We start from the raw sequence: 23,545 nt of genomic DNA, 5'->3' as shown, positions 1-23,545 counted from the left end.
GATGGGATGTTATCACTTTCATTTGAATCAATTATCCAGAGGAAAAGGACAGTCTGCCATTGCCAGTGCTGCTTACCGAGCCGGTACAAAACTGGAATGTACGTATTATGGAGAAGTAAGTGATTATACGAGAAAAGGCGGTGTGGTGTTGGCGGAGATCCACCTTCCCAAACAGGCTCCAGAGAGATTCAAAGACAGGGAGACCCTTTGGAATGAGGTGGAATGGATTGAAGGAAACAAGAAAGCACAGCTGGCACACAGCTTTGATATTGCCTTGATGAATGAGTTTTCTATGGAAGAAAATATTGAGCTTGCAAGAAGATTTGTGGAAGAACAGTTAGTCGCAAGAGGGATGATTGCAGATCTGACAATCCATGATCCGAAGAAGGCAAAGGATAAAATCCCAAATCCCCATATGCACATCATGGTACCTATCCGTCCTTTAAAGGAAGATGGTACCTGGGGACAAAAACAAAAAAAGGTTCCAGTGCTGACCCTAGATGGACAACCGGTTCTAAATCAGAAAGGAGAGCCAGTATTTCGGGCGGTACATACAACGGATTGGAGCAGGAAAGAAACCTTGGAAGAATTGAGAAGTGTCTGGGCAAGGATGTGCAATGAACTGTACGAAGAAAAAGGATTCACAGAAAGAGTTGATGCCAGATCTTATGAGGAACGGGGGATTGATAAGATCCCAATGGTGCATGAAGGACCGAATGTACAGGCAATGGAAGCAAGAGGGATTTCAACCGTACTGGGAAGTTTAAACCGACTCATCCGAGCCTTAAATGATATGAAAGAACGGGCAAAGAATCTTCTTCAATGGTCCTTGTTTCGAGAAAGCCAACTGATGGAACGGATGGTGTTCTTACATCAGCCAACCTTAGCGGATTATCTGAGAAACTATTGTGATAAGAGAAATGCAGTTGCAGAATCCTACGCTTATGGAACACAAAAGGCGAAGAATACAAATCTGAAACAATTTGCAGAGACGATCCGCTTTCTGGAAGAGCAGGATGTGAGAACCCCAGAACAGCTGACGGAGAAAATCCAGGAATTAGATATACAGCTGAATGAGGTGAGTCAGCGGTTGAATCAACAACTGTCTGCTCTGAGAAGTGTCAACAGCAATCTTTATGCAATGAAAGAGTATTTTGAAACAAGACCTGTTTATCTGGAATTAAAGAAGAAATATTTTGGCAGGGAAAAATTCAAAGAGGAACATAAGAAGGAACTTAGCGGATATTATCGTTCGGAAAGAATCTTAAAAGAAAATCTAGACCCAAGTGGGAAGATCCCGGAAGGACAATGGAAACGAGAAGCCGCTCGTTTATCAGAAGAGATAGCTGCTTTACGAAAAGAAGATAAACGGATCCATGCGATGTTACGAAAGTATGAGGGAATCAAAAATCATGTGGAGGCTTTGATGGCAGAGGAAGGAGAAGGTGTCTCTCTTCCGGAAACAAACAAGCGGGAGCAATCCACAGAAACAAAAGAAGCAGTGAGAACCATGAAACGAAAGAAGAAACATCATGGAATGGAATTATAGGAGGGATTTTAGAAGATGGAAGAATATACAAGAGAACAGATCCAAAGAGCAGATGATACCGATTTATATGTTTTTCTTTCTGGGAGAGGAGAACAGTTCAAACGATGTGGAAAGGAATACCGGTGGTTACGACATGACAGTGTGATGATCAACAAGAGCGAATGGTATCGTTTTAGTCAGAATAAAGGCGGTCATGCCATTGATTTTATGAAAGAATTCTACGGTCTTTCTTTTGCAGAGGCAGTTAAAGAATTATTAGGAGAAGAGGGAGCTGGAGAAACCAACAGAAGAACGGCGAAGGAAGATGCAGGCAGACAGAAGGTCTGCCCCATCCCCTTGCCTGGATTGGAACTGCCAGAAAGAAATGAAAGCTGTGAGATTGCAAGGAAGTATCTGATTGAGCAGAGGAAACTATCGGAACAGCTGGTAGATCAGATGATTGCAAAGGGGGATATTTATGAAAGTAAAAACTATCACAATGTGGTATTCGTTGGAAGAGACAAAGAACAGAATCCCAGATATGCAGCTATGCGGGGAACTGATGAGAACCGATATCGTGGGGAAGCAAAAGGTTCGGAAAAAGCCTATGGATTTGGCCATATAGGAACGGATGAAAAACTATTTGTGTTTGAATCTCCCATTGATCTTTTGTCTTATATCACTGCAGTTCCGGAAGAATGGGAAAAGCATAGTTATATTTCCCTGGGAGGATTGAGTGAAAAAGCAATGAAACGGATGTATACAGAATATCCTCATATCCATTCCATCTACTTGTGTCTGGATAATGATGAGCCTGGAAATGAGAGATGCAGGCAGTTTGTTTCTCTTATTCCGGAGGAACTGAGTGTGTACCGATTAGAACCGGTGAAGAAAGACTGGAATGAATGTCTGGTAGCAGAAGTTCCGGTAGAAAATATGGCAAAGCAGATGTGTTGGAGAGATGCCAGGGAAAAACCAGTTCCGGTCATGAAAATGTCGGAGGTTGAGGAAACGGTGGTTCAGTGGTTATGGTATCCCTTCATTCCCTTTGGAAAGGTTACTTTGATCCAGGGGAATCCGGGAAAAGGAAAAACATGGCTTGCAATGGCAATCGCCGCATACTGTACGAATGGAAAAGAACTTCCCAATGCACTTCCCATAGAACCCTTTAATGTGTTGTATCAAACAGCAGAGGATGGGATAGCAGATACCATTAAACCTAGATTAGCAAAATGTGGTGCAGATATGACAAGGGTGCGATTCATCAATGAAGATGAAAAACAGCTTTCTATGACGGACGATCGGATTGAAAAAGCCATTCGACAGAATAATGTACGACTCATGATCATGGATCCCATACAGGCTTATCTGGGAGCTAATGTGGATATGAACCGGGCAAATGAGATCCGTCCCTTATTTCGACATCTCAGTACGATTGCCGAGAGAACTGGATGTGCCATTGTTCTCATTGGACATTTGAATAAGTCATCGGGAAGTCAGAGTGATTACCGTTCCCTGGGATCCATTGATATCGCAGCGGCAGTACGAAGCATCTTATTTGTAGAAAAGGTGGAAAAAGAGAAGGAACAGGATATCCGAGTGGTATATCAGCAAAAGGATTCTCTTGCTAAGAAGGAAAATCCGGTAGCATTTTCTTTAGGAGAAGAAGGCTTAACCTGGTTAGGGGAATACGATATATCCATTGAAGATCTGCTGATGGGGAAAGCAGGAACGAAAAAGGAAACGAAACTGGAAAAGGCACAGAAGCTGATTCTGGAGTTATTAACCAAACGAAAAGTGATGTGTTTAGAAGAATTAGAGGCGGAACTACTTGCCTATGGGATTTCTTCCAGAACAGGAAGAGATGCAAGAAAGCAGCTGGAAAACAGACTGAGCTACGATTGGTGTCAGGGAAGAAAAACAGTTGCGTTAATCACAGAATAAAAGATGACATTGGCAAAAAACCACTTTGGCATTGGCAGTCTTTATAGATACCTTTGCCAGCCGCCAATGTCAAAAACAAAGATACTAGAAGGAGGCATACAAATGACAAGTTATGAAATACCTTATTGGAAGAAGTATACATTATCCATTGAAGAGGCAGCATCCTATTTTCGTATTGGAGAAGGAAAGCTTCGTAAGTTAGTCAGTGACAATCCAAATGCAGAGTATTTGCTTTGGAATGGGAATCGTGTACAGATAAAACGAACAAGATTTGAAAAATTTATTGATACACTCAGTGCGATATAAAATGAAATTTAAAAGAAGGAGGTGTTCGAATTAGGGGTTACATGATATACTAACAATATCATGTTGCGTCCCCTTGGAGGTAGGATATGATTTCAAAGAGACGTGATGATAAAGGCAGAGTTCTCCAGCAAGGAGAATGGCAGGAACCAAGTGGACGTTACCGCTATAAATATACAGATTCACTTGGTAAGCGTAAAATATTATATAGTTGGAGATTGACAGAAGCAGATAAGATGCCGGAAGGTAAACGGGCAGATCTTTCTCTCAGGGAAAAAGAAAGAAAAGTTCAGTCCTTACAGATGCAAGGGATTACAGGAAGTAACATTACAGTGCTTGAACTTGTGGAACGATATCTTTCCCTGAAAACAGGAGTAAAGCATAATACTTTAGCGAATTACAAATTTGTGGTGAATGTATTGAAAAAGGAAGAATTCGCTTATAAGAAAGTGGATGATGTGAAACTTTCTGACGCAAAGATTTTTCTGATAAAACTACAAAGAGATGGTAGAGGATATAGTTCCATTCATTCCATCAGAGGTGTTTTAAGACCTGCTTTTCAAATGGCTGTGGATGATGACTTGATTCTAAAAAATCCATTTGGATTTGAATTAGGTACAGTACTTGTTAATGACAGTCAGAAAAGACACGCTGTTTCTCCGGAAGATGAAGCAAAATTTCTCGAGTTTGTAAAGAATGATCCACATTATAATCAGTATTATGATGCATTTTATATCTTATTCAAGACAGGTCTTAGAATATCTGAATTTTGTGGGCTTACTGTAAAAGACTTGGACTTTAAAGAAGATATTATCAATGTGAATCATCAGTTGCAAAGAACTCGAGAAATGAAGTATATCATCGTATCTACAAAGACAACAAGTGGTACTCGGTTACTTCCAATGGAAGCGGATGTAAAAGAGGCATTTCTTCGAATCTTGAAGAATAGAAGGAAACCAAAACGTGAGCCGATGGTGGATGGATATGGAGGATTTCTGTTTCTGGACAAGAATGGAAGGCCAATGGTTGCACTTCATTGGGAAAAGTACATGCAGCATGCAAGAGAAAAATATAATCGTGAGAATTTGTTGCAATTGCCGCCAGTTACTCCACATATATGCAGGCATACTTATTGTACAAATATGGCCAATTCAGGGATGAACCCAAAGACACTGCAATATCTGATGGGGCATTCAGATGTATCTGTAACACTTAATATTTATACGCATACCGGCTATGATGATGCAAAGAAAGAACTTGCCAGATTAAAAGAAGCAAGGGATGAACTCGAAAAGAAAAAGTTTATAACCCAAAAACATGCACAAACAACTCATGTAAGCCTTATCTCATAAGGAATTTGGGACTTTAAAAATAACCCATTTGTACCACAAATGCCCGAAAAAACATGAGAAAATACAAGAATTTATAAGAAAAAGAACCTTTCAAGTAAAAAATGCACAAAGGCTGAAAAGCCAGTATTTATAAGGCTTTGAGAGGATATGAGGAGATAAAATGGAGAAAATAAAGGTACTATTTATTTGCCACGGCAACATCTGCCGCAGCACCATGGCTCAATACATCGCACAACATTTAGTAACCCAATCTGGCATGGAATCTAATTTTTACATTGATTCTGCTGCTACCAGCCGCGAGGAAATCGGCAACCCTGTCCACTATGGCACGCGCCGGAAGTTGGAAGCGGAAGGGATTTTCTGTGGGGATCATCGTGCCCGCCAGCTTAAGAAAAGCGACTATGACGAGTTTGATTTTTTGATTGGAATGGATACGCAGAATATCCGGAATATGTACCGGATTTTAGGAGAGGATCCGGAACAGAAAGTGTACAAGTTGCTAGATTTTACAGAACGGAAAGGAGATATTGCAGACCCATGGTACACCGGTAACTTTGATCTGACTTATCGGGATGTTCTGGACGGATGCAGAGGGCTTCTGAAATTTATCGAAGAACAGGAGAGTGTTTAACAAAAAAGAATATTTTATGTAACACTATTATGGCAGAGGAGAATTATTCATCCTCTGCCACAATATCTTCCAACACTTTGATCAAGTCGTGGATATTTTGGATCCGCACATTTCTTTCTAAAATAGTATTTTTCAGATTTACCGATAAGGATTCAAATTTTTCCCGTATTTCAGGAGCAATATAAGACATGTTTCTCACCTCGTAGATAGGATAGGCAAAAAGGAAAGGACCTATACAGTTTTCCTGCAAAAAGTAAAAGAAATTTATTCAGATATTTACAAATGGAAATGAAAATCGCTATAATATTGTCCAGAGTAGAGTTGCCTTTTCGGGAACTCTTTAGAAAACATCAGACATATATGAGAGAAGTATTTGAAAGCAGGGTACAAGAGGGCTACCGGAAGAAAGAAGAAAATAGAGTAATGGGATAAAAAACGTTAAAATAGAAGGTATAGACTAAATGCGAGTGAAGCATCCGCCGATGAAGATAGAGGGCATTATTTTTTCTGAACTATAGGTAGAGCGAACTTCTCAAAGCAGGATAGCAGAAATCTATTTTCCCTCTGTGCTGATATTTAGAACAATAAATTTTGCGTGTACAGGATGTGCAGGCGGATAAGAAATAGAGAAAAGAAAGAGAGACTGAGCATGAAAAGAGAATTAGAATTATATATTCATATCCCGTTTTGTATGAAAAAATGTGCATATTGTGATTTTTTGTCCGGTCCGGCTCCGAGGGAGACGATAGATCGCTATGTAACAGCGCTTGTGGCAGAAATCAGGCAGTATCAAAAGTTGGCAGAGAATTATCGAGTTACAACGATTTTTTTTGGAGGAGGAACACCATCGATTTTGTCGGGAGGTCGGATGAAAGAAATTTTTGATGCGCTCCGGGATGTGTTTGAGATCCAAGCAGATGCGGAAATTACGATGGAAGCGAATCCAGGTACGGTCACAAAAGAAAATTTGCAGGCATACAGGGCATGTGGGATCAACCGGATCAGTTTTGGACTGCAGTCGGTCGATGATAAGGAACTGAAGCTGCTTGGGCGTGTACATACGATGCGGCAGTTTGAAGAGAGTTATGATCTGGCAAGGAAGGCGGGATTTCAGAATATTAATATAGATCTGATCTCGGCAATCCCAGGGCAGACAGTGGAATCCTGGGAGCACACATTGGATACCGTGATCCGAATGAATCCGGAACATATTTCTGCGTATAGTCTGATCATTGAGGAAGGGACGCTATTTTACGAGATTTATGGGGAGAACGCAAAAGAAGAGCGGGATAATCAGTGTGAGAAATGTTTGGCTGATGACGGGAAACAGATGGATACAGGCAAGAACTTCCCAAAGCTTCCGGATGAGGAGGCAGAACGCCGCATGTATGAATTGACCGCAGAGAAGCTGGAAGCGGCAGGATATCTACAATATGAAGTTTCTAACTATGCGAAGCCGGGATATGCGTGCAGGCATAACATGGGATACTGGCAGAGGGTGGAGTACCTTGGGATCGGCACTGGGGCGGCATCTTTGATTGAAAACGAGCGGTATCAGCATATTTCAGATACGGATCTTTATATCCGGGCAAATGGAAGGTTGGATCAGATCGAGGAGGAAAAAGAGACGCTAGATTGGAATGCACAGGTGGAGGAGACAATGTTCCTTGGCCTTCGGATGAAAGAGGGGGTAAACAAGCAGAAATTTAGAGAACGGTATCACAGAGAAATACAGGAAGTATATGGAGAGGTATTGGAAAAACTCAAAGAAGAAGGATTGCTTCGCGAAGAGGAGGAGCGAATCTGCCTGACAAAGAGAGGAAATGATCTGAGCAACTATGTACTTGCACAGTTCTTGTTATAACCTATAAAAATGTTTCAGATAGAAAGGCAATTGAAAAATTTTCAGAATGATAGAAAGGTTCCGGAAATTTTTTGATTGCTTTTTTGGATTGAAAGTTTCTAAAAATGTACATAATCTCGATAGAAAATAGTTTTTTACAAAAAATATAAAAAATATGTAAACTAGGTTGACAAACGAAAAGCATAGTGCTATCTTAATAATCGTAAGGTGTTAGCACTCGTAAGAATGGAGTGCTAATAAAGAAAAACGAGGAGGTGTGAGATGAAAGCAGATCATGGATTGGATGATCGGAAACTTAAGATTTTGCAGACGATCATTAAGACCTACTTAGAGACCGGGGAACCGGTAGGATCCAGAACGATTTCCAAATATACAGATTTGAATCTAAGTTCTGCGACGATCCGCAATGAGATGGCGGATTTGGAAGATCTGGGATATATCATACAGCCTCATACATCGGCGGGAAGAATTCCTTCAGACAAAGGATATCGGCTTTATGTAGATATGCTGATGGAGGATAAGGAGCATGAGATCACTGAGATGCAGGAGAAGATGCTTCAGAAGGCCGATAAGATGGAACAGCTTTTGCAGCAGGCTGCGAGAGTGCTGGCAAATAGTACAAATTATGCGACGATGGTTTCTGCTCCTACTTATAATAGGAATAAGTTAAAGTTCATCCAGCTTTCGCAGGTGGATGCCAATCAGATCATCGCGGTGATCGTCATGGAAGGCAACATTATTAAGAATAAGATTGTGGCGGTTGCAGAGCCGCTTGACAATGAGACAATGCTGAAGTTGAATATGCTGTTGAATACCAATCTGAATGGAATTGCGGTCGAAGATATCAATCTTGGCATGATCGCCAGACTGAAGGAACAGGCAGGAATTCACAGCGGTGTGATCAGTGATGTGCTTGATGCAGTGGCAAATACGATTCAGCTTGATAATGACCTTGAGATTTACACAAGCGGAGCGACAAACATTTTCAAATATCCGGAGCTGAGCGACAAGCAGAGTGCACAGGAGATCATCAGTGCTTTTGAAGAAAAGCAGCAGTTGGCAGAACTTGTGACACAGACGCTGGCAAGCGATGAGAACAAAGGAATTCAAGTTTATATCGGAAGTGAGACACCGGTACAGACGATGAAGGATTGCAGTGTTGTGACAGCGACTTACGAGCTTGGGCAGGGCATGCAGGGGACAGTTGGAATCATTGGTCCGAAGCGGATGGATTATGAGAATGTCATGAAGACATTAAAGACGTTGATGGTAGAACTGGATGCGATATTTCATAAAAAATCATAAGAAAGGTGGTACGACCATTGGATAAGAAGATGACACAGGAAGAAATGGTAAAAGAAGCCGTAGAGGAAGCAAAGAAAGCGGCAGAGGAACAGGACGCCGCTCAGGAAGCAGCGGGAGAAGATACAGAAGCGGTTGCAGAGGAAACCGTTGAGGAAGAAGCTGACAGCGAAGCATCCGAAGAGGAAGCTTTGGAAGAGACAGCAGAAGAAGGTTCCGAGAAAGGAGCAAAAGGGCTGTTTAAAAGAAAGCCGAAAAAAGATAAAAAAGATGAGCAGATCGAGGAATTAAAAGATAAGCTCACACGTCAGATGGCAGAGTTTGATAACTTCCGCAAGCGTACGGAGAAAGAAAAATCAGCGATGTACGAGATCGGGGCAAAAGATATCATCGAGAAGATTCTTCCGGTTGTAGACAATTTTGAGAGAGGACTCGGAGCTGTTACAGAAGAGCAGAAAGAAGATTCCTTCGTTTCCGGTATGGAGATGATCTACAAACAGATTATGACGACACTGGATTCTGTCGGAGTGAAAGCGATTGAGGCAGTTGGAAATGAATTTGATCCGGATTTCCACAATGCAGTGATGCATGTAGAAGATGAGGAAGTCGGGGAGAATATCGTTGTAGAAGAGTTCCAGAAAGGTTACACATACAGAGATACGGTAGTAAGACATAGTATGGTAAAAGTAGCAAATTAAAAATTCATTTAAGATGCATAAAGCATTTTGAATTTTATCAACAATAGATAGAGTAAGTAAACTTAGTATAAAATATAGGAGGATTTCATCATGGGAAAAATCATTGGAATTGACTTAGGAACAACAAATAGCTGTGTAGCTGTTATGGAAGGTGGACAGCCGACAGTCATCGCAAATACAGAAGGAGCAAGAACAACACCATCGGTTGTTGCTTTTACAAAGACAGGAGAACGTCTCGTTGGAGAACCTGCAAAACGTCAGGCAGTGACAAATGCTGATAAGACAATCTCTTCTATTAAGAGACACATGGGTACTGATTACAGAGTAACGATCGATGATAAGAAATATTCTCCACAGGAGATTTCTGCAATGGTACTTCAGAAACTGAAAGCAGATGCAGAAGGATATCTTGGAGAGAAAGTAACAGAGGCTGTTATCACAGTTCCGGCTTACTTTAACGATGCTCAGCGTCAGGCAACAAAAGATGCTGGTAAGATTGCTGGTCTTGATGTAAAACGTATCATCAATGAGCCAACAGCAGCAGCACTTGCTTACGGACTTGACAATGAAAAAGAACAGAAGATCATGGTATACGACTTAGGTGGAGGTACTTTCGACGTATCTATCATCGAGATCGGTGACGGAGTTATCGAAGTATTATCAACAGCAGGTGACAATAAACTTGGTGGAGATGACTTTGACCAGAAGATCACAGATTACATGTTAGCAGAATTCAAACGTGCAGAAGGAATCGACTTATCTACAGATAAGATGGCACTTCAGAGATTAAAAGAAGCAGCAGAGAAAGCGAAAAAAGAACTTTCTTCCGCAACAACAACAAACATCAACCTGCCATTCATCACAGCAAATGCAGAAGGTCCAAAACACTTTGATATGAACCTTACAAGAGCAAAATTTGATGAATTGACACATGACCTTGTAGAAAGAACAGCAGAGCCTGTAACAAGAGCGTTATCTGATGCAGGAATCTCAGCTTCTGAACTTGGAAAAGTATTATTAGTAGGTGGATCTACACGTATCCCGGCGGTACAGGAAAAAGTACAGAAATTGACAGGACATGAGCCATCCAAATCATTAAACCCAGACGAATGTGTTGCATTAGGAGCATCTGTTCAGGGTGGTAAATTAGCAGGAGATGCAGGTGCAGGCGACATCTTATTACTGGATGTAACTCCACTTTCATTATCTATCGAGACAATGGGTGGTATCGCTACAAGACTGATCGAGAGAAATACAACGATTCCTACAAAGAAGAGCCAGGTATTCTCTACAGCAGCAGATAACCAGTCAGCAGTAGACATTAACGTTGTTCAAGGTGAAAGACAGTTCGCAAGAGATAATAAATCTCTCGGACAGTTCAGACTTGACGGAATCGCACCAGCTCCACGTGGAATCCCACAGATCGAAGTTACATTTGATATCGATGCAAATGGTATCGTAAATGTTTCTGCAAAAGATTTAGGAACAGGAAAAGAACAGCACATTACAATTACAGCAGGTTCTAACATGTCAGACAGCGAGATTGACAGAGCAGTAAAAGAAGCAGCTGAATTTGAAGCACAGGATAAAAAACGAAAAGAAGCAATCGATGCAAGAAATGATGCAGATGCGATGATCTTCCAGACAGAGAAAGCACTTGGAGAAGTCGGAGACAAGATTGATGCAAATGAAAAAGCAGCAGTAGAAGCTGACATCCAGGCATTAAAAGACGTTCTTGCAAAATCTACACCAGAGAGCATGACAGATGCACAGGTAGAAGAGATCAAAGCAGGAAAAGAAAAATTAATGACAAGTGCACAGCAGTTATTTACAAAGATGTACGAACAGGCAGGCGCAGCAGCTGGAGCACAGCAGGCAGGACCGGCACCGGAAGCTGGACCGGCACCAGAAGGATTTAACGGTGACGATGTGGTAGACGGAGACTACAAAGAAGTATAATAAGACCAGATAAGTGCATTACCTGCACGGATTCTGCGGGATCTGAAGACTCACAGACAGTGGGAAATCAGGTTTCGCAGAATTTCCTTATGAAATGAAAGGTAGAAGAACAATGGCTGAAACAAAAAGAGATTATTATGAGGTGCTCGGAGTAGATAAAAATGCAGATGATGCGGCATTAAAGAAAGCTTACCGTGCACTTGCAAAAAAATATCATCCGGATATGAACCCGGGAGATGCGGAGGCCGAGAAAAAATTCAAAGAGGCTTCTGAGGCATATGCAGTACTTAGTGATGCTGAGAAACGGCGCAAATATGACCAGTTTGGACATGCGGCATTTGAAAATGGCGGTGGAGGAGCCGGCGGATTTGGCGGCTTTGATTTTAATGGTGCGGATTTCGGGGATATTTTTGGAGATATTTTTGGAGATCTGTTTGGCGGCGGCCGCAGAGGCGGACGTGCAGGCAATGGACCGATGAAAGGTATGAATATCCGCAAAGGAGTTCGGATCACATTTGAAGAGGCAATCAGAGGATGTGAAAAAGAGTTAGATCTTGTGATCAAAGATCCGTGTCCGAAGTGTAATGGAACTGGTGCAAAGCCGGGAACCAGTCCGGAGACTTGTTCCAAATGTGGCGGAAAAGGTCAGGTGGTATATACTTCCCAGTCATTTTTCGGTACAGTTCAGAACGTCCAGACTTGTCCGGACTGTGGCGGAACCGGTAAGATCATAAGAGAGAAATGTCCGGACTGTGCGGGAACTGGATACGTATCAAACCGGAAGAAAATTCAAGTATCGATTCCGGCAGGAATTGACAACGGACAGAGTATCCGCATCCGTGATAAAGGAGAACCGGGAACGAATGGCGGTCCGAGAGGAGATCTGCTCGTAGAGGTAACAGTATCCAGACATCCAATTTTTACACGTCAGGATATGAATATTTTCTCAACAGCTCCGATTACATTTGCACAGGCTGCGCTCGGTGGAGATGTGCGCATCAGCACTGTGGATGGCGATGTGATCTACAACGTAAAACCGGGAACAAAGACAGATACAAAAGTGCGCTTAAGAGGGAAAGGTGTTCCGTCTCTCCGCAACAAACAAGTGCGAGGAGACCATTATGTCACACTTGTGATCCAGACACCGGAGAAATTAAGTGCAGAGGCAAAAGAAGCGCTTAGAAGATTTGATGAACTAACTGGAAATTCCTTACATCAGGAAGATGGAACTATGGAAAAATCTGAGAAAAAGGCAAAACCGAAGAAAAAAGGATTTATGGATAAGTTGAAAGAATCTTTTGAAGAACAGTCGGATAAATAAGTATCTGGTTTCAGAAAAAGTAACAAAAATAGGACAGACAGAGAGATGAAACTCTTTGGACTGTCCTATTTGTCTGTCTGGGAAAGTGTTTTGTGCCAGTCATGATTTTCTGTAAGAGACAGTCGGGATCCGAATGGGAGGAATATAGAAATTGTCCCTTTTCATATAGTAAGCATAGCGGAAGGTATCTGCATCATTGAGTGGTGAAAAGTTTTCCCATGCGCTGGAAAAGGCAGAAAAATTCCGGGAAAGGGGCAGAAAAATGTGTGAAAGATTTTTGTTAAATGAACTAGAACAAAATCAGACAGGGGAAGTCCGTAAAATTTTATCCGAGCCGGAGATGAAGAGGCGTTTCCAGGACATTGGTCTGATCTGCGGAACGAAGGTGACCTGTGTGGGAAAAGGACCTTTTGGTGATCCGAAGGCTTATGAAATCCGAGGCGCAGTCGTTGCGATCCGAAACAGCGATGCGGAGCAGATCGAAATATGTCCAGAAAGAATTTCAGAGAAGGGTGTGTAAGGCAGATGGCAAAGCGAAGAGAAATGACAATCGCACTGGCAGGGAATCCGAATGTGGGAAAAAGTACATTGTTTAATGCACTGACAGGGATGCATCAGCACACAGGGAACTGGACCGGTAAGACGGTGAGCAATGCCAAAGGCTATTGCGAGCGGGACGGAGTGCTGTATACATTTGTAGATGTTCCGGGATGCTATTCTTTGATGGCACGTTCCCCGGAGGAAGAGGCGGCAAGAGATTATATTTGTTTTCAGTTTCCGGATGCTGTGATTGTTGTCTGCGATGGAACGTGTCTGGAACGGAACCTCAATTTTGTGCTGCAGGTGATGGAAGCAGCAGATCGAGTGATTTTATGTATCAATTTGATGGATGAGGCGGAGAAAAAAGGAATTTCCATTGACTTTGAGGCATTGGAAAGCATGCTGCAGATTCCTGTGATTGGGATGACGGCGAGAAGTGGAAGGGGGATGGAACAACTTTTTGAGGTACTGGGGAAATTTGCGGAAGGAACAGGGGAAAAAGACATAAAAGAAGCGATCATGTCAAGAAAACAAGCGTTTGGGCAGATTGAGTATCCGGAAGTGATCGAGCAGGAGATCTTCCATCTGCTTCCGGTTGTAAGAGAAGTGACAAAAGGGTGCTTAAAGGAACGATGGGTAGCGGCGCGGCTCATGGATCAGGATCCAGGACTATGTCAGGCAATTATGGATTGTCTGAATCTAGAATTTTCAGAAGCAATGCAACTGAAAAAAGCAGGAATGCAGGCAGAAAATCGGGTGAAAGAAACAGGGCAGCGTCTGGAGGATACAAGAGAACAGATGGCAGAAGCGTTTGTCAGAAGCGCAGAGGAGATTGCAGAAAAAGTGGTGAGCACTAAGGAGGACACTGGAAAGAAAAAGGGACGAATGGCAGATCAGATCTTAACAAGTAAGCTGATGGGATTTCCAGTTATGATTTTACTGCTTTTAGTGATCTTTTGGCTGACGATCAAAGGGGCTAATTACCCGTCGGAAGTGCTGAGCAATTTCTTTGGTGCGATTGAGGGACATTTGCTAGAATGGTGTCAGAGAGGAAAGCTGCCGGCGGCTATCTATGAACCACTGCTTTTCGGGGTATACCGCGTGACCGCGTGGGTTGTTTCTGTCATGCTGCCTCCGATGGCGATTTTCTTTCCGATGTTTACGATTTTGGAAGATCTGGGATATCTGCCGAGAGTAGCATTTAACCTTGACAAATGTTTTCATTGCTGTCATGCCTGTGGCAAACAAGCGTTGACGATGTGCATGGGATTTGGATGCAATGCAGTAGGAGTTTCTGGATGTAAGATTATTTCTTCCAGAAGAGAGAGGTTGATCGCAATGCTGACTAACTGTTTTGTTCCTTGTAATGGGAAGTTTCCAACCATTCTTGTGATACTTACGATTTTCTTTGCGGGAAATCAGACAGTTTCCGATTGGAAGCTGGCATTGCTTCTGACAGGTGTGATCACTCTTGGTATCGGGATGACATTTCTTGTATCGAAAATCTTATCGGGGACGATCTTAAAAGGGGAACCTTCGACGTTTCTGTTGGAGCTTCCTCCGTATCGCAGACCACAGATCGGAAAAGTGATCATCCGTTCCGTGCTGGACCGGACCTTGTTTGTTTTAGGAAGGGCAATCATCGCTGCTGCTCCGGCTGGACTTTTGATCTGGTGTGCGGCAAATATTGCAGTTGGTGAGCAGACCATTCTGATGCATTGTGCCGGTTTCCTTGATCCGCTTGGACGTTTCATGGGGATGGATGGCGTAATCCTGCTTGCGTTTTTGTTGGGATTTCCAGCAAATGAGATTGTACTGCCGTTAATCTTTATGGGGTATCTGTCTCTTGGAAATCTCACGGAATTTACAGATCTCCATGCAATTTCACAGGTTTTATATAGAAATGGATGGACACAGCTGACGGCATGCAGCGTGATTTTGTTCTCTCTGATGCACTGGCCGTGTGCTACCACCTGCCTTACTATTTACAAAGAAACGAAAAGCAAAAAGTGGACGTTGGCGGCCATACTGATTCCTACCTTTGCAGGGATACTCTGCTGCGCGCTGTTTGCACAGATCACGAATTTTGTATTGCGGTAAATAGAAAGAAGCTATATAATAGCAGTCAGAGGCGCGCGGGCGCAAAATACAAAAAGAATAATCAGAAAGGGAAAGAAAATGAAATACATTTTATTTGAAGCAGGTCCGGTCACAGTGTACAGCTATGGGCTGATGATTGCCCTCGGTGTGATCCTGACCTTTGTTGTGGCACAGAAGAGAGCGAAAAATTACGGATTAGACCCGGATGCGATTTTCTATATGGGAGCCTGGGGATTGCTGGCGGGAATTCTCGGGGCAAAGCTGTTGTTTTATCTGACAGAGATCAAGGAGATCATCAAAGATCCATCGCTGCTGCTGAATGTATCCGAAGGATTTGTTGTATATGGCGGGATCATCGGAGGGATTTTGGGAGCATACATTTATGCAAAGATAAAGAAGATAGACATTTTGGCTTACTTTGATCTTGCAGTTCCGTCCATCGCATTTGCACAGGGATTTGGAAGAATCGGATGCTTCCTTGCAGGATGCTGTTATGGGCGTGAGACAAATGCATGGTACGGAATTACGTTCCACAATTCTCCGTTTGCACCAAATGAAGTTGCACTGATTCCAACACAGTTGATTTCCAGTGTAGCTGATTTTGCACACTTTTTTATCTTGATCTTTTTGGCAAAGCGTGTGAAACACAAAGGAGTTGTCACAGCGATGTATCTGATCTTTTACAGTGTCGGAAGATTCCTAATCGAGATGTTGCGAAATGACCCGAGAGGAACGATCAGCGTAATGTCTACATCACAGTTTATTTCTATCTTTACGCTGGCCGCAGGAATCTTTATGTTTGTGTTCTGCCGCAGAAAGAGACAAGGAGAAGAAAAACAAGAAGCGTAGTAATTATTTTCTCAGTGCACAGTCTGCTTCCAGAATGGAACCGGAGGAGGGATCCTTCGTCTTCAGAAGAATTTCGCAGGACGGATTTACCGGATAGAGGAGAGGGTTGACGGCAAAATCACGGACGACAAGCTGTGAAGCCAGTTTTGTAAGGTCTTCCTCAGACTCGTAGAGAGCTTCGCTTGCGCGGTAGCCATTTTCTAAAATGCGGAAACGTTCTGCGCTGACCAGCATATAGTTTTCAATTGTATTTTGGACAGGGATCTGGTGGGCCTTCAGGTAGTTGATCGTCCGGTGAAAGGAAGGGTAGATCAGACCACCATCCCCGGTGTCTGTGCGAGGGTAAGCAAGCGTTAGAGAGCCACAGGGAAATTCTGTTTGCAAAGTAGAAAGGGAGAGCGATATCATTTCCTCAGAATAGATGGAAAGGAGCTCTTCCTTTTCTTCTGTGTTAAGATCCAATACATAATGAGAAATACCATCGGACCAGATGAGATTTCTTTTGGCAGTATGTCCGATACCTGACAGAAGAGGAAACATTCCTTTTTTGTATTTGTCCGACGTATAGATTTCCAGATTGACGTTGGACAGAGCAGATGCCGAGCAAAATGTTTTTGTGAGATGGGAAATATGAATCATAACTATTCCTCCTGTAGTTGTATCAAAAGCGATTTCGTCTCCGGACACAAGGCAAAGCCGCAGAATAGAAAAATAAAATGTGACAAAAATATTACAAAAATATTACAAATAAAATTATACAAAATATACCATCAGAATGACAAAGTGTCAATAAAAATATGAAAATAAAACAAAAAGTAGCAATTATAAGCGAAAAAACATGCTGTTTCATGCGTTATAGGAAAAACCTGTTGATAAATGCGAGGAGAAAGTGCTACAATAAAAAGAGTAATAGCGAAGCAATGGGAAGCCATTTTTGTGGCGGACTTTGCGGAGATAGAGTAAGGAGAGAAGTAGAGATGGCAGAAGAACAAAATAATGGTTCATGTTCTCCGGAAAGCTGTTCCAGCTGTGCACATGCAGACAGCTGTCCAAGCAAACAGAAGGAGAGCATGAAGGTAGCTCCAAATGAGTATACCCATGTAAAAAAAGTAATCGGTGTCGTAAGTGGAAAAGGCGGTGTCGGAAAGTCGATGGTGACAGCTTCGCTTGCCCGTATGATGCGCGAACAGGGATACTCTGTCGGAATTCTTGATGCAGATATTACAGGACCGTCGATTCCAAAGATGTATGGAATCCATGAGCATGCGGTGGGAAATGAACTGGGAATGTTTCCGTGTATTGCGAAAGATGAGACGAGAATCATGTCAGTCAATCTTTTGTTAGACAGTGAGGATACACCGGTGATCTGGAGAGGTCCGATCATCGCAGGTGTTGTGACACAGTTCTGGAATGAAGTATTATGGGGAGATTTGGATTATCTCTTTGTAGATATGCCTCCGGGAACAGGTGACGTGCCGCTGACGGTATTCCAGTCCCTTCCGGTAGATGGAGTTATTATTGTTACATCTCCGCAGGATCTTGTGCAGATGATCGTAAAGAAAGCCTACTACATGGCGAAGCAGATGGATGTGCCGGTACTTGGAATCGTAGAGAATTATAGTTATCTGGAATGTCCGGATTGCGGGAAGAAAATTCCGGTTTTTGGAGAAAGCCATGTGGAAGAGACCGCAGAAGAACTTGGAGTAAAGGTATTAGGGAAAATGCCATTAGATCCGAAGCTGGCATCTATCGTAGAAGAAGAAAAATTCTATGAAGTGACAAATGATTATCTGAAAGATGCTGCAGAAGTATTAATTTCATAAGGAACAGTTACATAGGAAGCTGCGCCGCTTTTCGACAAAGAAAGGCTGCGCAGTTTCTTTGTGCAAAAAAACAAAACAAGTATTGCAAACATATGTTCCTTGTGATAAGATAAAACAAACAGATGTTCCGAACAAATGTTTGAAAAAGAAGGGAGAGGAAGAGTCAGATGCAGGGACAGATACTAGGAAAATCAGAGATACAAAGGAGTATGACCACACAGCCGATAGGAAGAACTTTTGGGACAGTTCCGGCACTCTTTGGTGGGCAGAAGTCACTATATGAGAAGCTGAGGATTCTGTCGGATGCGGCGAAGTATGATGTGGCATGCACATCTAGCGGAACGAGTCGGAGGGGTGATGGAAACGGACTCGGGAGCTGCGAAAAAGCAGGGATCTGTCACAGTTTTTCTGCGGATGGGAGATGTATCTCACTTCTGAAGATTCTTTTTACAAATGAGTGTATCTATGACTGCAAATACTGTATCAATCGTGCATCCAATGATGTAGAAAGGACTTCCTTTACCCCGGAGGAGGTATGCCGGCTGACGATGGAGTTTTACCGGAGAAATTATATTGAAGGATTGTTTTTGAGTTCTGGAATTTGGAAAAGTCCCAACGAGACGATGGAGCAGATTGTGACCACACTTTGAAAATTGCGAAATGAATTCCACTTTCAAGGATATATTCATGTGAAGGCAATTCCCGGAGCAGATGAGCGCCTGATTGCCCGTGCGGGATTCCTCGCAGATCGTATGAGTGTCAACTTGGAGCTTCCGACAGCAGAGGGGCTCAGGCAACTTGCCCCACACAAATCCAGAAAAAATATACTTACACCGATGCGGTTAGTACAGAATGGGATGTCAGAGAATCGGCAGGAGATTCAGCTATACCGCAGCGCGCCAAAGTTTGTGCCGGCAGGACAGAGTACTCAGATGATCGTTGGTGCGACACCAGAGACTGATTTTCAGATTATGCGTGTGGCAGAGTCACTGTACCAGAAGTTTGATCTAAAGCGAGTATTTTATTCTGCATTTGTACACGTCAATGAAGATAAGGCGCTTCCGGCAGCGGGGGAGCAGGGGCCTCCTCTTTTGAGGGAACATCGTCTTTATCAGGCAGATTGGCTTTTGCGGTATTATGGATTTCGGGCGGAAGAATTGTTAGATGAACAGCAACCGAATTTCAATGTTTTATTGGATCCGAAGTGTAACTGGGCATTGAAGCATTTAGAGTATTTTCCGGTAGAGGTAAATCGGGCGGATTATTTTACATTGCTTAGAGTGCCGGGGATTGGTTACAAGTCAGCGGAGCGTATTGTAAAAGCAAGGAGAATGGGCAGCCTTTCCTTTGAAGATTTAAAGAAAATGGGAGTCGTATTAAAAAGAGCGCTATATTTTCTGACTTGTAATGGCAAAATGTTTGGTCAGGTACGGATAGAAGAGGATTATATTACAAGAAATCTCCTTCAGACAAAAGAGAGCTTGCCGGATTCTGTCAGAAATATGAATTATCGTCAGTTATCATTGTTTGATGATGTAAATTTTCGGGAAATCAATCGGATGGACGGAAGTCTTGGATGTTTAGCTGTTTTGGATGAGAGTGAATTAAAGGAAAAGGTGGCAGGATGAGAATTATTTACGTTTGTGAAGATAGCCTGACCGGGATCTTTTCAGGCATCTATGAGGTGTGGAAGAGAAAAATGACAGCGGAAGAGGCGGGGCTGGAAGTGGGAGATAGTTTTGAAAGACGATTGTTCTGCGAATATATTTTCTGTAAGGCGGAGAAAAGAAAGGCCCTTGCTGTTATCCGCATGATTCAAAAAAATCTTGGGGTGGACGTCTATGAGAAAATCTCTTATGCATTGTTATCGGCGGACAGAAGAAAGGCGGAGATGGTATTTCGTGCAATGCTCGAGGCGAAGAAATTATCTAGGAAAGATCGGTTGATGGAACATTTGGGAAATGAGGCAGTCAGAGCTGTTTTTGGAATGTACCGGCAGGTGGCAAACGAAGCACATCATTACAAAGGTTTTGTGAGATTTCGGGAATTAAAGAATAAGACACTGTTTGCAAAAATTGAGCCAAAGCATGCAGTACTTCCGTGTATTGCAGAACACTTTGCAGATCGCTTTCCACAGGAAAACTGGGTCATTTATGACAAGACCCATGAAGTGTTTCTGATTCACGAGAAGGGGAAAAGATATTACTTTTTGCAGCAGTATATGTGCATGAAGGGAGATTCTGGGAGTGCTCAGAATATTGCCGGTGGATTTTCAGAAGAAGAGATGGACTATGAGGCATTGTGGAAAGAATTTGTCCAGAGCATCAGTGTTGCAGAGAGGGAGAACCGCGCATTACAGAATCAAAATCTTCCGCTTCGTTTTCGAACAAATTTGGTGGAGTTTAGTAAAGAAGAACGGTCGGATTCCCCAAATTTTGGAGAGTTTTCTAGTTGACTTTCTGAGAAAATGGTGACATAATGGGTTCCGTGCTATACAAACAATCCATTGGAAAGGGGTGTTGGTAATGGAACAGAAATGGAAGATTAGATTATCAGCAAATGAAGATGTGAGAGACTTTGTAAGAACAGCAGAAAAATGTGATTTTGATATCGATATATTTCATAATAGAAGAATTATAGATGCGAAGTCGATTCTCGGTGTGTTAAGCCTTGATTTGACGCAAGTATTGACGGTTCGCTTTTACGGAAAAGATACAGCATTTGAAGATGTTCTTCAGAGATTTTGTGTTGCATAATACATCACATCAAAGTTCACAGGTGGCGGGATATTCCGATAGGAGTATGCCGCCATTCCTGTATAGAAATGTCCATGGATAAGAAAGAGGCGGTAGAGAGGGATGAGTGAGACAGTAAAGATTTCTGTCCGGAATCTTGTGGAGTTTATTTTAAGAGAGGGAGATATCGATCAGCGGCGGACGGCAGGAGCGGATAAAGAGCAGATGCAGCTTGGGGCAAGAATCCACAGAAAGATCCAAAGACAGATGGGATCGGATTACCATGCAGAAGTACCTTTGAAAATGGAAGTTTTGTGCGAAGGATTCACACTTTGTCTCGAAGGAAGGGCAGATGGAATTATTAAGCGGGAAGATGAGATTGTCATTGATGAGATCAAAGGGGTTCTCAGAGAGTTAAAGTATATCGAGGAACCAGTCGCAGTGCATCTGGCGCAGGCTAAGTGTTATGCATATATGTATGCATCACAGAATCATCTGGAAGAGATCCGGATCCAAATGACATATTGTCAGATGGAGACAGAAGAGATCAAAAGATTTTTGCAGACGTTTTCCATAGAAGAATTGAAAACCTGGATGGAAGATGTGATCAAAAGATATGAAAAGTGGGCAAAATTTCAGATTGAGTGGAGAAAAGTTTCCAGAGAGTCCATCCGACAGATTCAGTTTCCATATGCATACCGGGAAGGGCAGAAGGAACTTGCGATGTCTGTGTATCGGACTATTTTAAGGAAAAAGAAACTTTTCATACAGGCGCCTACCGGGATCGGAAAGACGATGGCGACGGTGTTTCCGGCGGTGAAAGCAGTCGGAGAAGGGGTGGGAGATAAGCTTTTTTATCTGACAGCGAAGACGATCACAAGGACAGTAGCGGAGCAGGCCTTTCAGACACTGAAAAAGCAGAAGCTGCGCTATAAAGTGATCACGTTGACGGCGAAAGAGAAAATCTGTTTCTGCGAAGAGGCGGTGTGCAATCCGGAAGCGTGTCCATATGCCAAAGGGCATTACGACAGAGTAAATGATGCAGTTTTTGATCTGCTGACAGCGACAGACGATATGAGCAGATCAAATATAGAGGAATATGCGAGAAAACATGAAGTGTGCCCATTTGAGATGTCTTTGGATGTGGCGCTGTGGGTAGATGCCGTTATCTGTGATTACAATTATGTGTTTGATCCGAATGCCCATCTAAGAAGATTCTTTTCAGAGGGAGGAAAAGAAGACTACTTATTTTTGATTGACGAGGCGCATAATCTCGTGGAACGTGCCAGGGAGATGTACAGCGCCGCCCTTTATAAAGAAGAGTTTCTTACAGCGAAAAGGCTGGTGAAGGGAATGGACCGGAAATTGACGAGAAAACTGGAAATATGTAATCAACAGTTTCTTGTACTGAAGAGAGAATGTGAGTCATATCGAGAATACACTTCGGTGGGCCATATCGCGGTCAGCCTCATGAACTTGATGTCGGAACTGGAGCGTTTTTTGGAAGAAACAGAGGCAGAGGAAGTGAGGGAGCAGTTACTGGAGTTGTATTTTCATGTGAGGACATTCTTAAATATTTATGATATTTTGGATGAGCACTATGTCATTTATACAGAGTTGGAAACAGACGACAGTTTTCTTCTAAAATTATTTTGTGTCAATCCGGCAGTGAATCTCCAGGAGTATTTATCTAGGGGAAACAGTACTATCTTTTTTTCTGCAACGATGCTTCCAATCCGCTATTATAAGAAGCTTTTGAGTGTGGAAAAGGAAGACTATGCGATTTATGCACCATCGCCATTTCAAAAAGAACGGCGGAAGTTGTTTGTTGGGACAGATGTCAGTACAAAGTATACGAGACGAACAGGGCAGATGTATGAGCGGTTTGCGTCCTATATTGCAGCTGCGCTTCAGGTGAAGAAAGGAAATTACATTGCATTTTTTCCGTCGTATCGTTTTCTGGAAGAGGTATATGAGAAGTTTCAGCGTTATCAGACGGAGGATATCATCTGCATTGTCCAGGAACAGTCGATGGATGAAGAGAAGCGAGAGGCATTTCTCCAGGCATTTGATCAAGACCGGAGCGAAAGCCTGATTGGATTTTGCGTGATGGGAGGAATCTTTTCTGAAGGAATTGATCTGACAGAAGAACGGCTGATCGGGGCTTTCCTAGTTGGAACAGGGCTTCCGCAAGTGTGCAATGAACGTGAAATTTTAAAGAAATATTTTGATCGGCACGGGGAGAACGGGTTTTCTTACGCCTATCTCTATCCGGGAATGAATAAAGTGTTGCAGGCAGCCGGGCGTGTCATACGGACGGCAGAGGACAGAGGTGTTATTTTGCTGTTGGATGAGCGCTTTTTAGAAAGGCAGTATCAGGAGGTGTTCCCAAGAGAGTGGGATGATTATGAAATTGGGACACTTAAGACTGCAGAGAAAAGTATGATGAAGTTTTGGGATCAGGAAATGTAAAGAGAGCATGGGAAGAAGAAAAAATACTCCTCACTTGGATGGTAGATTGGGAATCCAAATGAGGAGCAGAAATATATAAGACGATACCAATAGCTCTTTCAGGTTTTAGGAAGAGACCAGTGCC

Annotated in this window: 19 protein-coding genes and 1 pseudogene; 18 read left to right on the top strand and 2 right to left on the bottom strand. The window is 42.7% G+C overall.

The features are described 5' to 3' along the window. The first annotated feature begins 1 nt into the window (after position 1). From mobQ to ACESPO_RS02180, 5 genes are all read left to right on the top strand, one after another. A complete protein-coding gene (gene mobQ, locus ACESPO_RS02200) occupies positions 2-1,549 on the top strand; it encodes a MobQ family relaxase (RefSeq protein ID WP_499788390.1) in 1,548 nt (515 codons plus the stop codon). 15 nt (positions 1,550-1,564) lie between these two features. Next, entirely contained in the window at positions 1,565-3,472 is a 1,908-nt protein-coding gene (locus tag ACESPO_RS02195; protein ID WP_499788389.1) for an AAA family ATPase, read from the top strand. 102 nt (positions 3,473-3,574) lie between these two features. Continuing rightward, positions 3,575-3,778 carry an excisionase gene (locus ACESPO_RS02190; RefSeq protein WP_101695364.1) on the top strand — a complete coding sequence of 68 codons (204 nt, stop codon included), beginning with the start codon at positions 3,575-3,577 and terminating at the stop codon, positions 3,776-3,778. Positions 3,779-3,864: 86 nt separating this feature from the next. Beyond that, the gene (locus ACESPO_RS02185) at positions 3,865-5,127 is read left to right on the top strand and encodes a site-specific integrase (protein WP_101695363.1); all 1,263 of its coding nucleotides are present in this window, start codon (positions 3,865-3,867) and stop codon (positions 5,125-5,127) included. A 160-nt stretch (positions 5,128-5,287) separates the two neighbouring features. Further along, complete coding sequence (locus tag ACESPO_RS02180) at positions 5,288-5,758, top strand: low molecular weight protein-tyrosine-phosphatase (protein WP_016440421.1); 471 nt, start codon at positions 5,288-5,290, stop codon at positions 5,756-5,758. Between the two features lie 43 nt (positions 5,759-5,801). Here ACESPO_RS02180 and ACESPO_RS02175 read toward each other — a convergent pair whose 3' ends face one another. Further along, positions 5,802-5,948: a hypothetical protein gene (locus ACESPO_RS02175; RefSeq protein WP_035102520.1), complete on the bottom strand. Its 147-nt coding sequence runs from the start codon at positions 5,946-5,948 to the stop codon at positions 5,802-5,804. 459 nt (positions 5,949-6,407) lie between these two features. On the opposite strand from ACESPO_RS02175, the gene hemW reads away from it, so the two are divergent. From hemW to ACESPO_RS02135, 8 genes are all read left to right on the top strand, one after another. Continuing rightward, a complete protein-coding gene (gene hemW, locus ACESPO_RS02170) occupies positions 6,408-7,622 on the top strand; it encodes a radical SAM family heme chaperone HemW (RefSeq protein WP_499788388.1) in 1,215 nt (404 codons plus the stop codon). A 261-nt stretch (positions 7,623-7,883) separates the two neighbouring features. Continuing rightward, the gene (gene hrcA / locus ACESPO_RS02165; RefSeq protein WP_009261650.1) at positions 7,884-8,927 is read left to right on the top strand and encodes a heat-inducible transcriptional repressor HrcA; all 1,044 of its coding nucleotides are present in this window, start codon (positions 7,884-7,886) and stop codon (positions 8,925-8,927) included. 29 nt (positions 8,928-8,956) lie between these two features. Continuing rightward, positions 8,957-9,622 carry a nucleotide exchange factor GrpE gene (gene grpE / locus ACESPO_RS02160; protein WP_009261651.1) on the top strand — a complete coding sequence of 222 codons (666 nt, stop codon included), beginning with the start codon at positions 8,957-8,959 and terminating at the stop codon, positions 9,620-9,622. 90 nt (positions 9,623-9,712) lie between these two features. Then, the gene (gene dnaK / locus ACESPO_RS02155) at positions 9,713-11,581 is read left to right on the top strand and encodes a molecular chaperone DnaK (protein ID WP_009261652.1); all 1,869 of its coding nucleotides are present in this window, start codon (positions 9,713-9,715) and stop codon (positions 11,579-11,581) included. Positions 11,582-11,693: 112 nt separating this feature from the next. Next, complete coding sequence (gene dnaJ / locus ACESPO_RS02150) at positions 11,694-12,902, top strand: molecular chaperone DnaJ (RefSeq protein WP_016440424.1); 1,209 nt, start codon at positions 11,694-11,696, stop codon at positions 12,900-12,902. Positions 12,903-13,164: 262 nt separating this feature from the next. Beyond that, positions 13,165-13,422: a FeoA family protein gene (locus ACESPO_RS02145; RefSeq protein WP_009261654.1), complete on the top strand. Its 258-nt coding sequence runs from the start codon at positions 13,165-13,167 to the stop codon at positions 13,420-13,422. Positions 13,423-13,427: 5 nt separating this feature from the next. Beyond that, the gene (gene feoB, locus ACESPO_RS02140) at positions 13,428-15,542 is read left to right on the top strand and encodes a ferrous iron transport protein B (protein ID WP_499788387.1); all 2,115 of its coding nucleotides are present in this window, start codon (positions 13,428-13,430) and stop codon (positions 15,540-15,542) included. Between the two features lie 78 nt (positions 15,543-15,620). Then, the gene (locus ACESPO_RS02135; protein ID WP_016440426.1) at positions 15,621-16,391 is read left to right on the top strand and encodes a prolipoprotein diacylglyceryl transferase; all 771 of its coding nucleotides are present in this window, start codon (positions 15,621-15,623) and stop codon (positions 16,389-16,391) included. Positions 16,392-16,394: 3 nt separating this feature from the next. On the opposite strand, the gene ACESPO_RS02130 is transcribed toward ACESPO_RS02135, so the two are convergent. Continuing rightward, the gene (locus ACESPO_RS02130) at positions 16,395-17,030 is read right to left on the bottom strand and encodes a DUF6449 domain-containing protein (RefSeq protein ID WP_499788386.1); all 636 of its coding nucleotides are present in this window, start codon (positions 17,028-17,030) and stop codon (positions 16,395-16,397) included. A 338-nt stretch (positions 17,031-17,368) separates the two neighbouring features. On the opposite strand from ACESPO_RS02130, the gene ACESPO_RS02125 reads away from it, so the two are divergent. From ACESPO_RS02125 to ACESPO_RS02105, 5 genes and pseudogenes are all read left to right on the top strand, one after another. Then, positions 17,369-18,214 (top strand): Mrp/NBP35 family ATP-binding protein, encoded by an 846-nt coding sequence (locus ACESPO_RS02125; protein WP_016440429.1) that lies wholly within the window; start codon positions 17,369-17,371, stop codon positions 18,212-18,214. 167 nt (positions 18,215-18,381) lie between these two features. Continuing rightward, positions 18,382-19,842 (top strand): annotated as a pseudogene (locus ACESPO_RS02120) (putative DNA modification/repair radical SAM protein). Next, entirely contained in the window at positions 19,839-20,669 is an 831-nt protein-coding gene (locus tag ACESPO_RS02115) for a TIGR03915 family putative DNA repair protein (RefSeq protein ID WP_499788385.1), read from the top strand. The pseudogene ACESPO_RS02120 and the gene ACESPO_RS02115 overlap by 4 nt, the downstream one beginning before the upstream one ends. Positions 20,670-20,739: 70 nt before the next feature. Continuing rightward, complete coding sequence (locus tag ACESPO_RS02110; RefSeq protein WP_008975922.1) at positions 20,740-20,970, top strand: HPr family phosphocarrier protein; 231 nt, start codon at positions 20,740-20,742, stop codon at positions 20,968-20,970. Positions 20,971-21,072: 102 nt separating this feature from the next. Continuing rightward, the gene (locus ACESPO_RS02105) at positions 21,073-23,421 is read left to right on the top strand and encodes an ATP-dependent DNA helicase (RefSeq protein WP_499788384.1); all 2,349 of its coding nucleotides are present in this window, start codon (positions 21,073-21,075) and stop codon (positions 23,419-23,421) included. Positions 23,422-23,545 lie beyond the last annotated feature (124 nt).

Origin of the sequence: Coprococcus sp. HPP0074 (assembly GCF_964238105.1) — a bacterium.
Lineage (GTDB): Bacteria > Bacillota > Clostridia > Lachnospirales > Lachnospiraceae > Faecalimonas > Faecalimonas umbilicata.
This window is presented reverse-complemented; position numbering and strand designations above follow the sequence as displayed.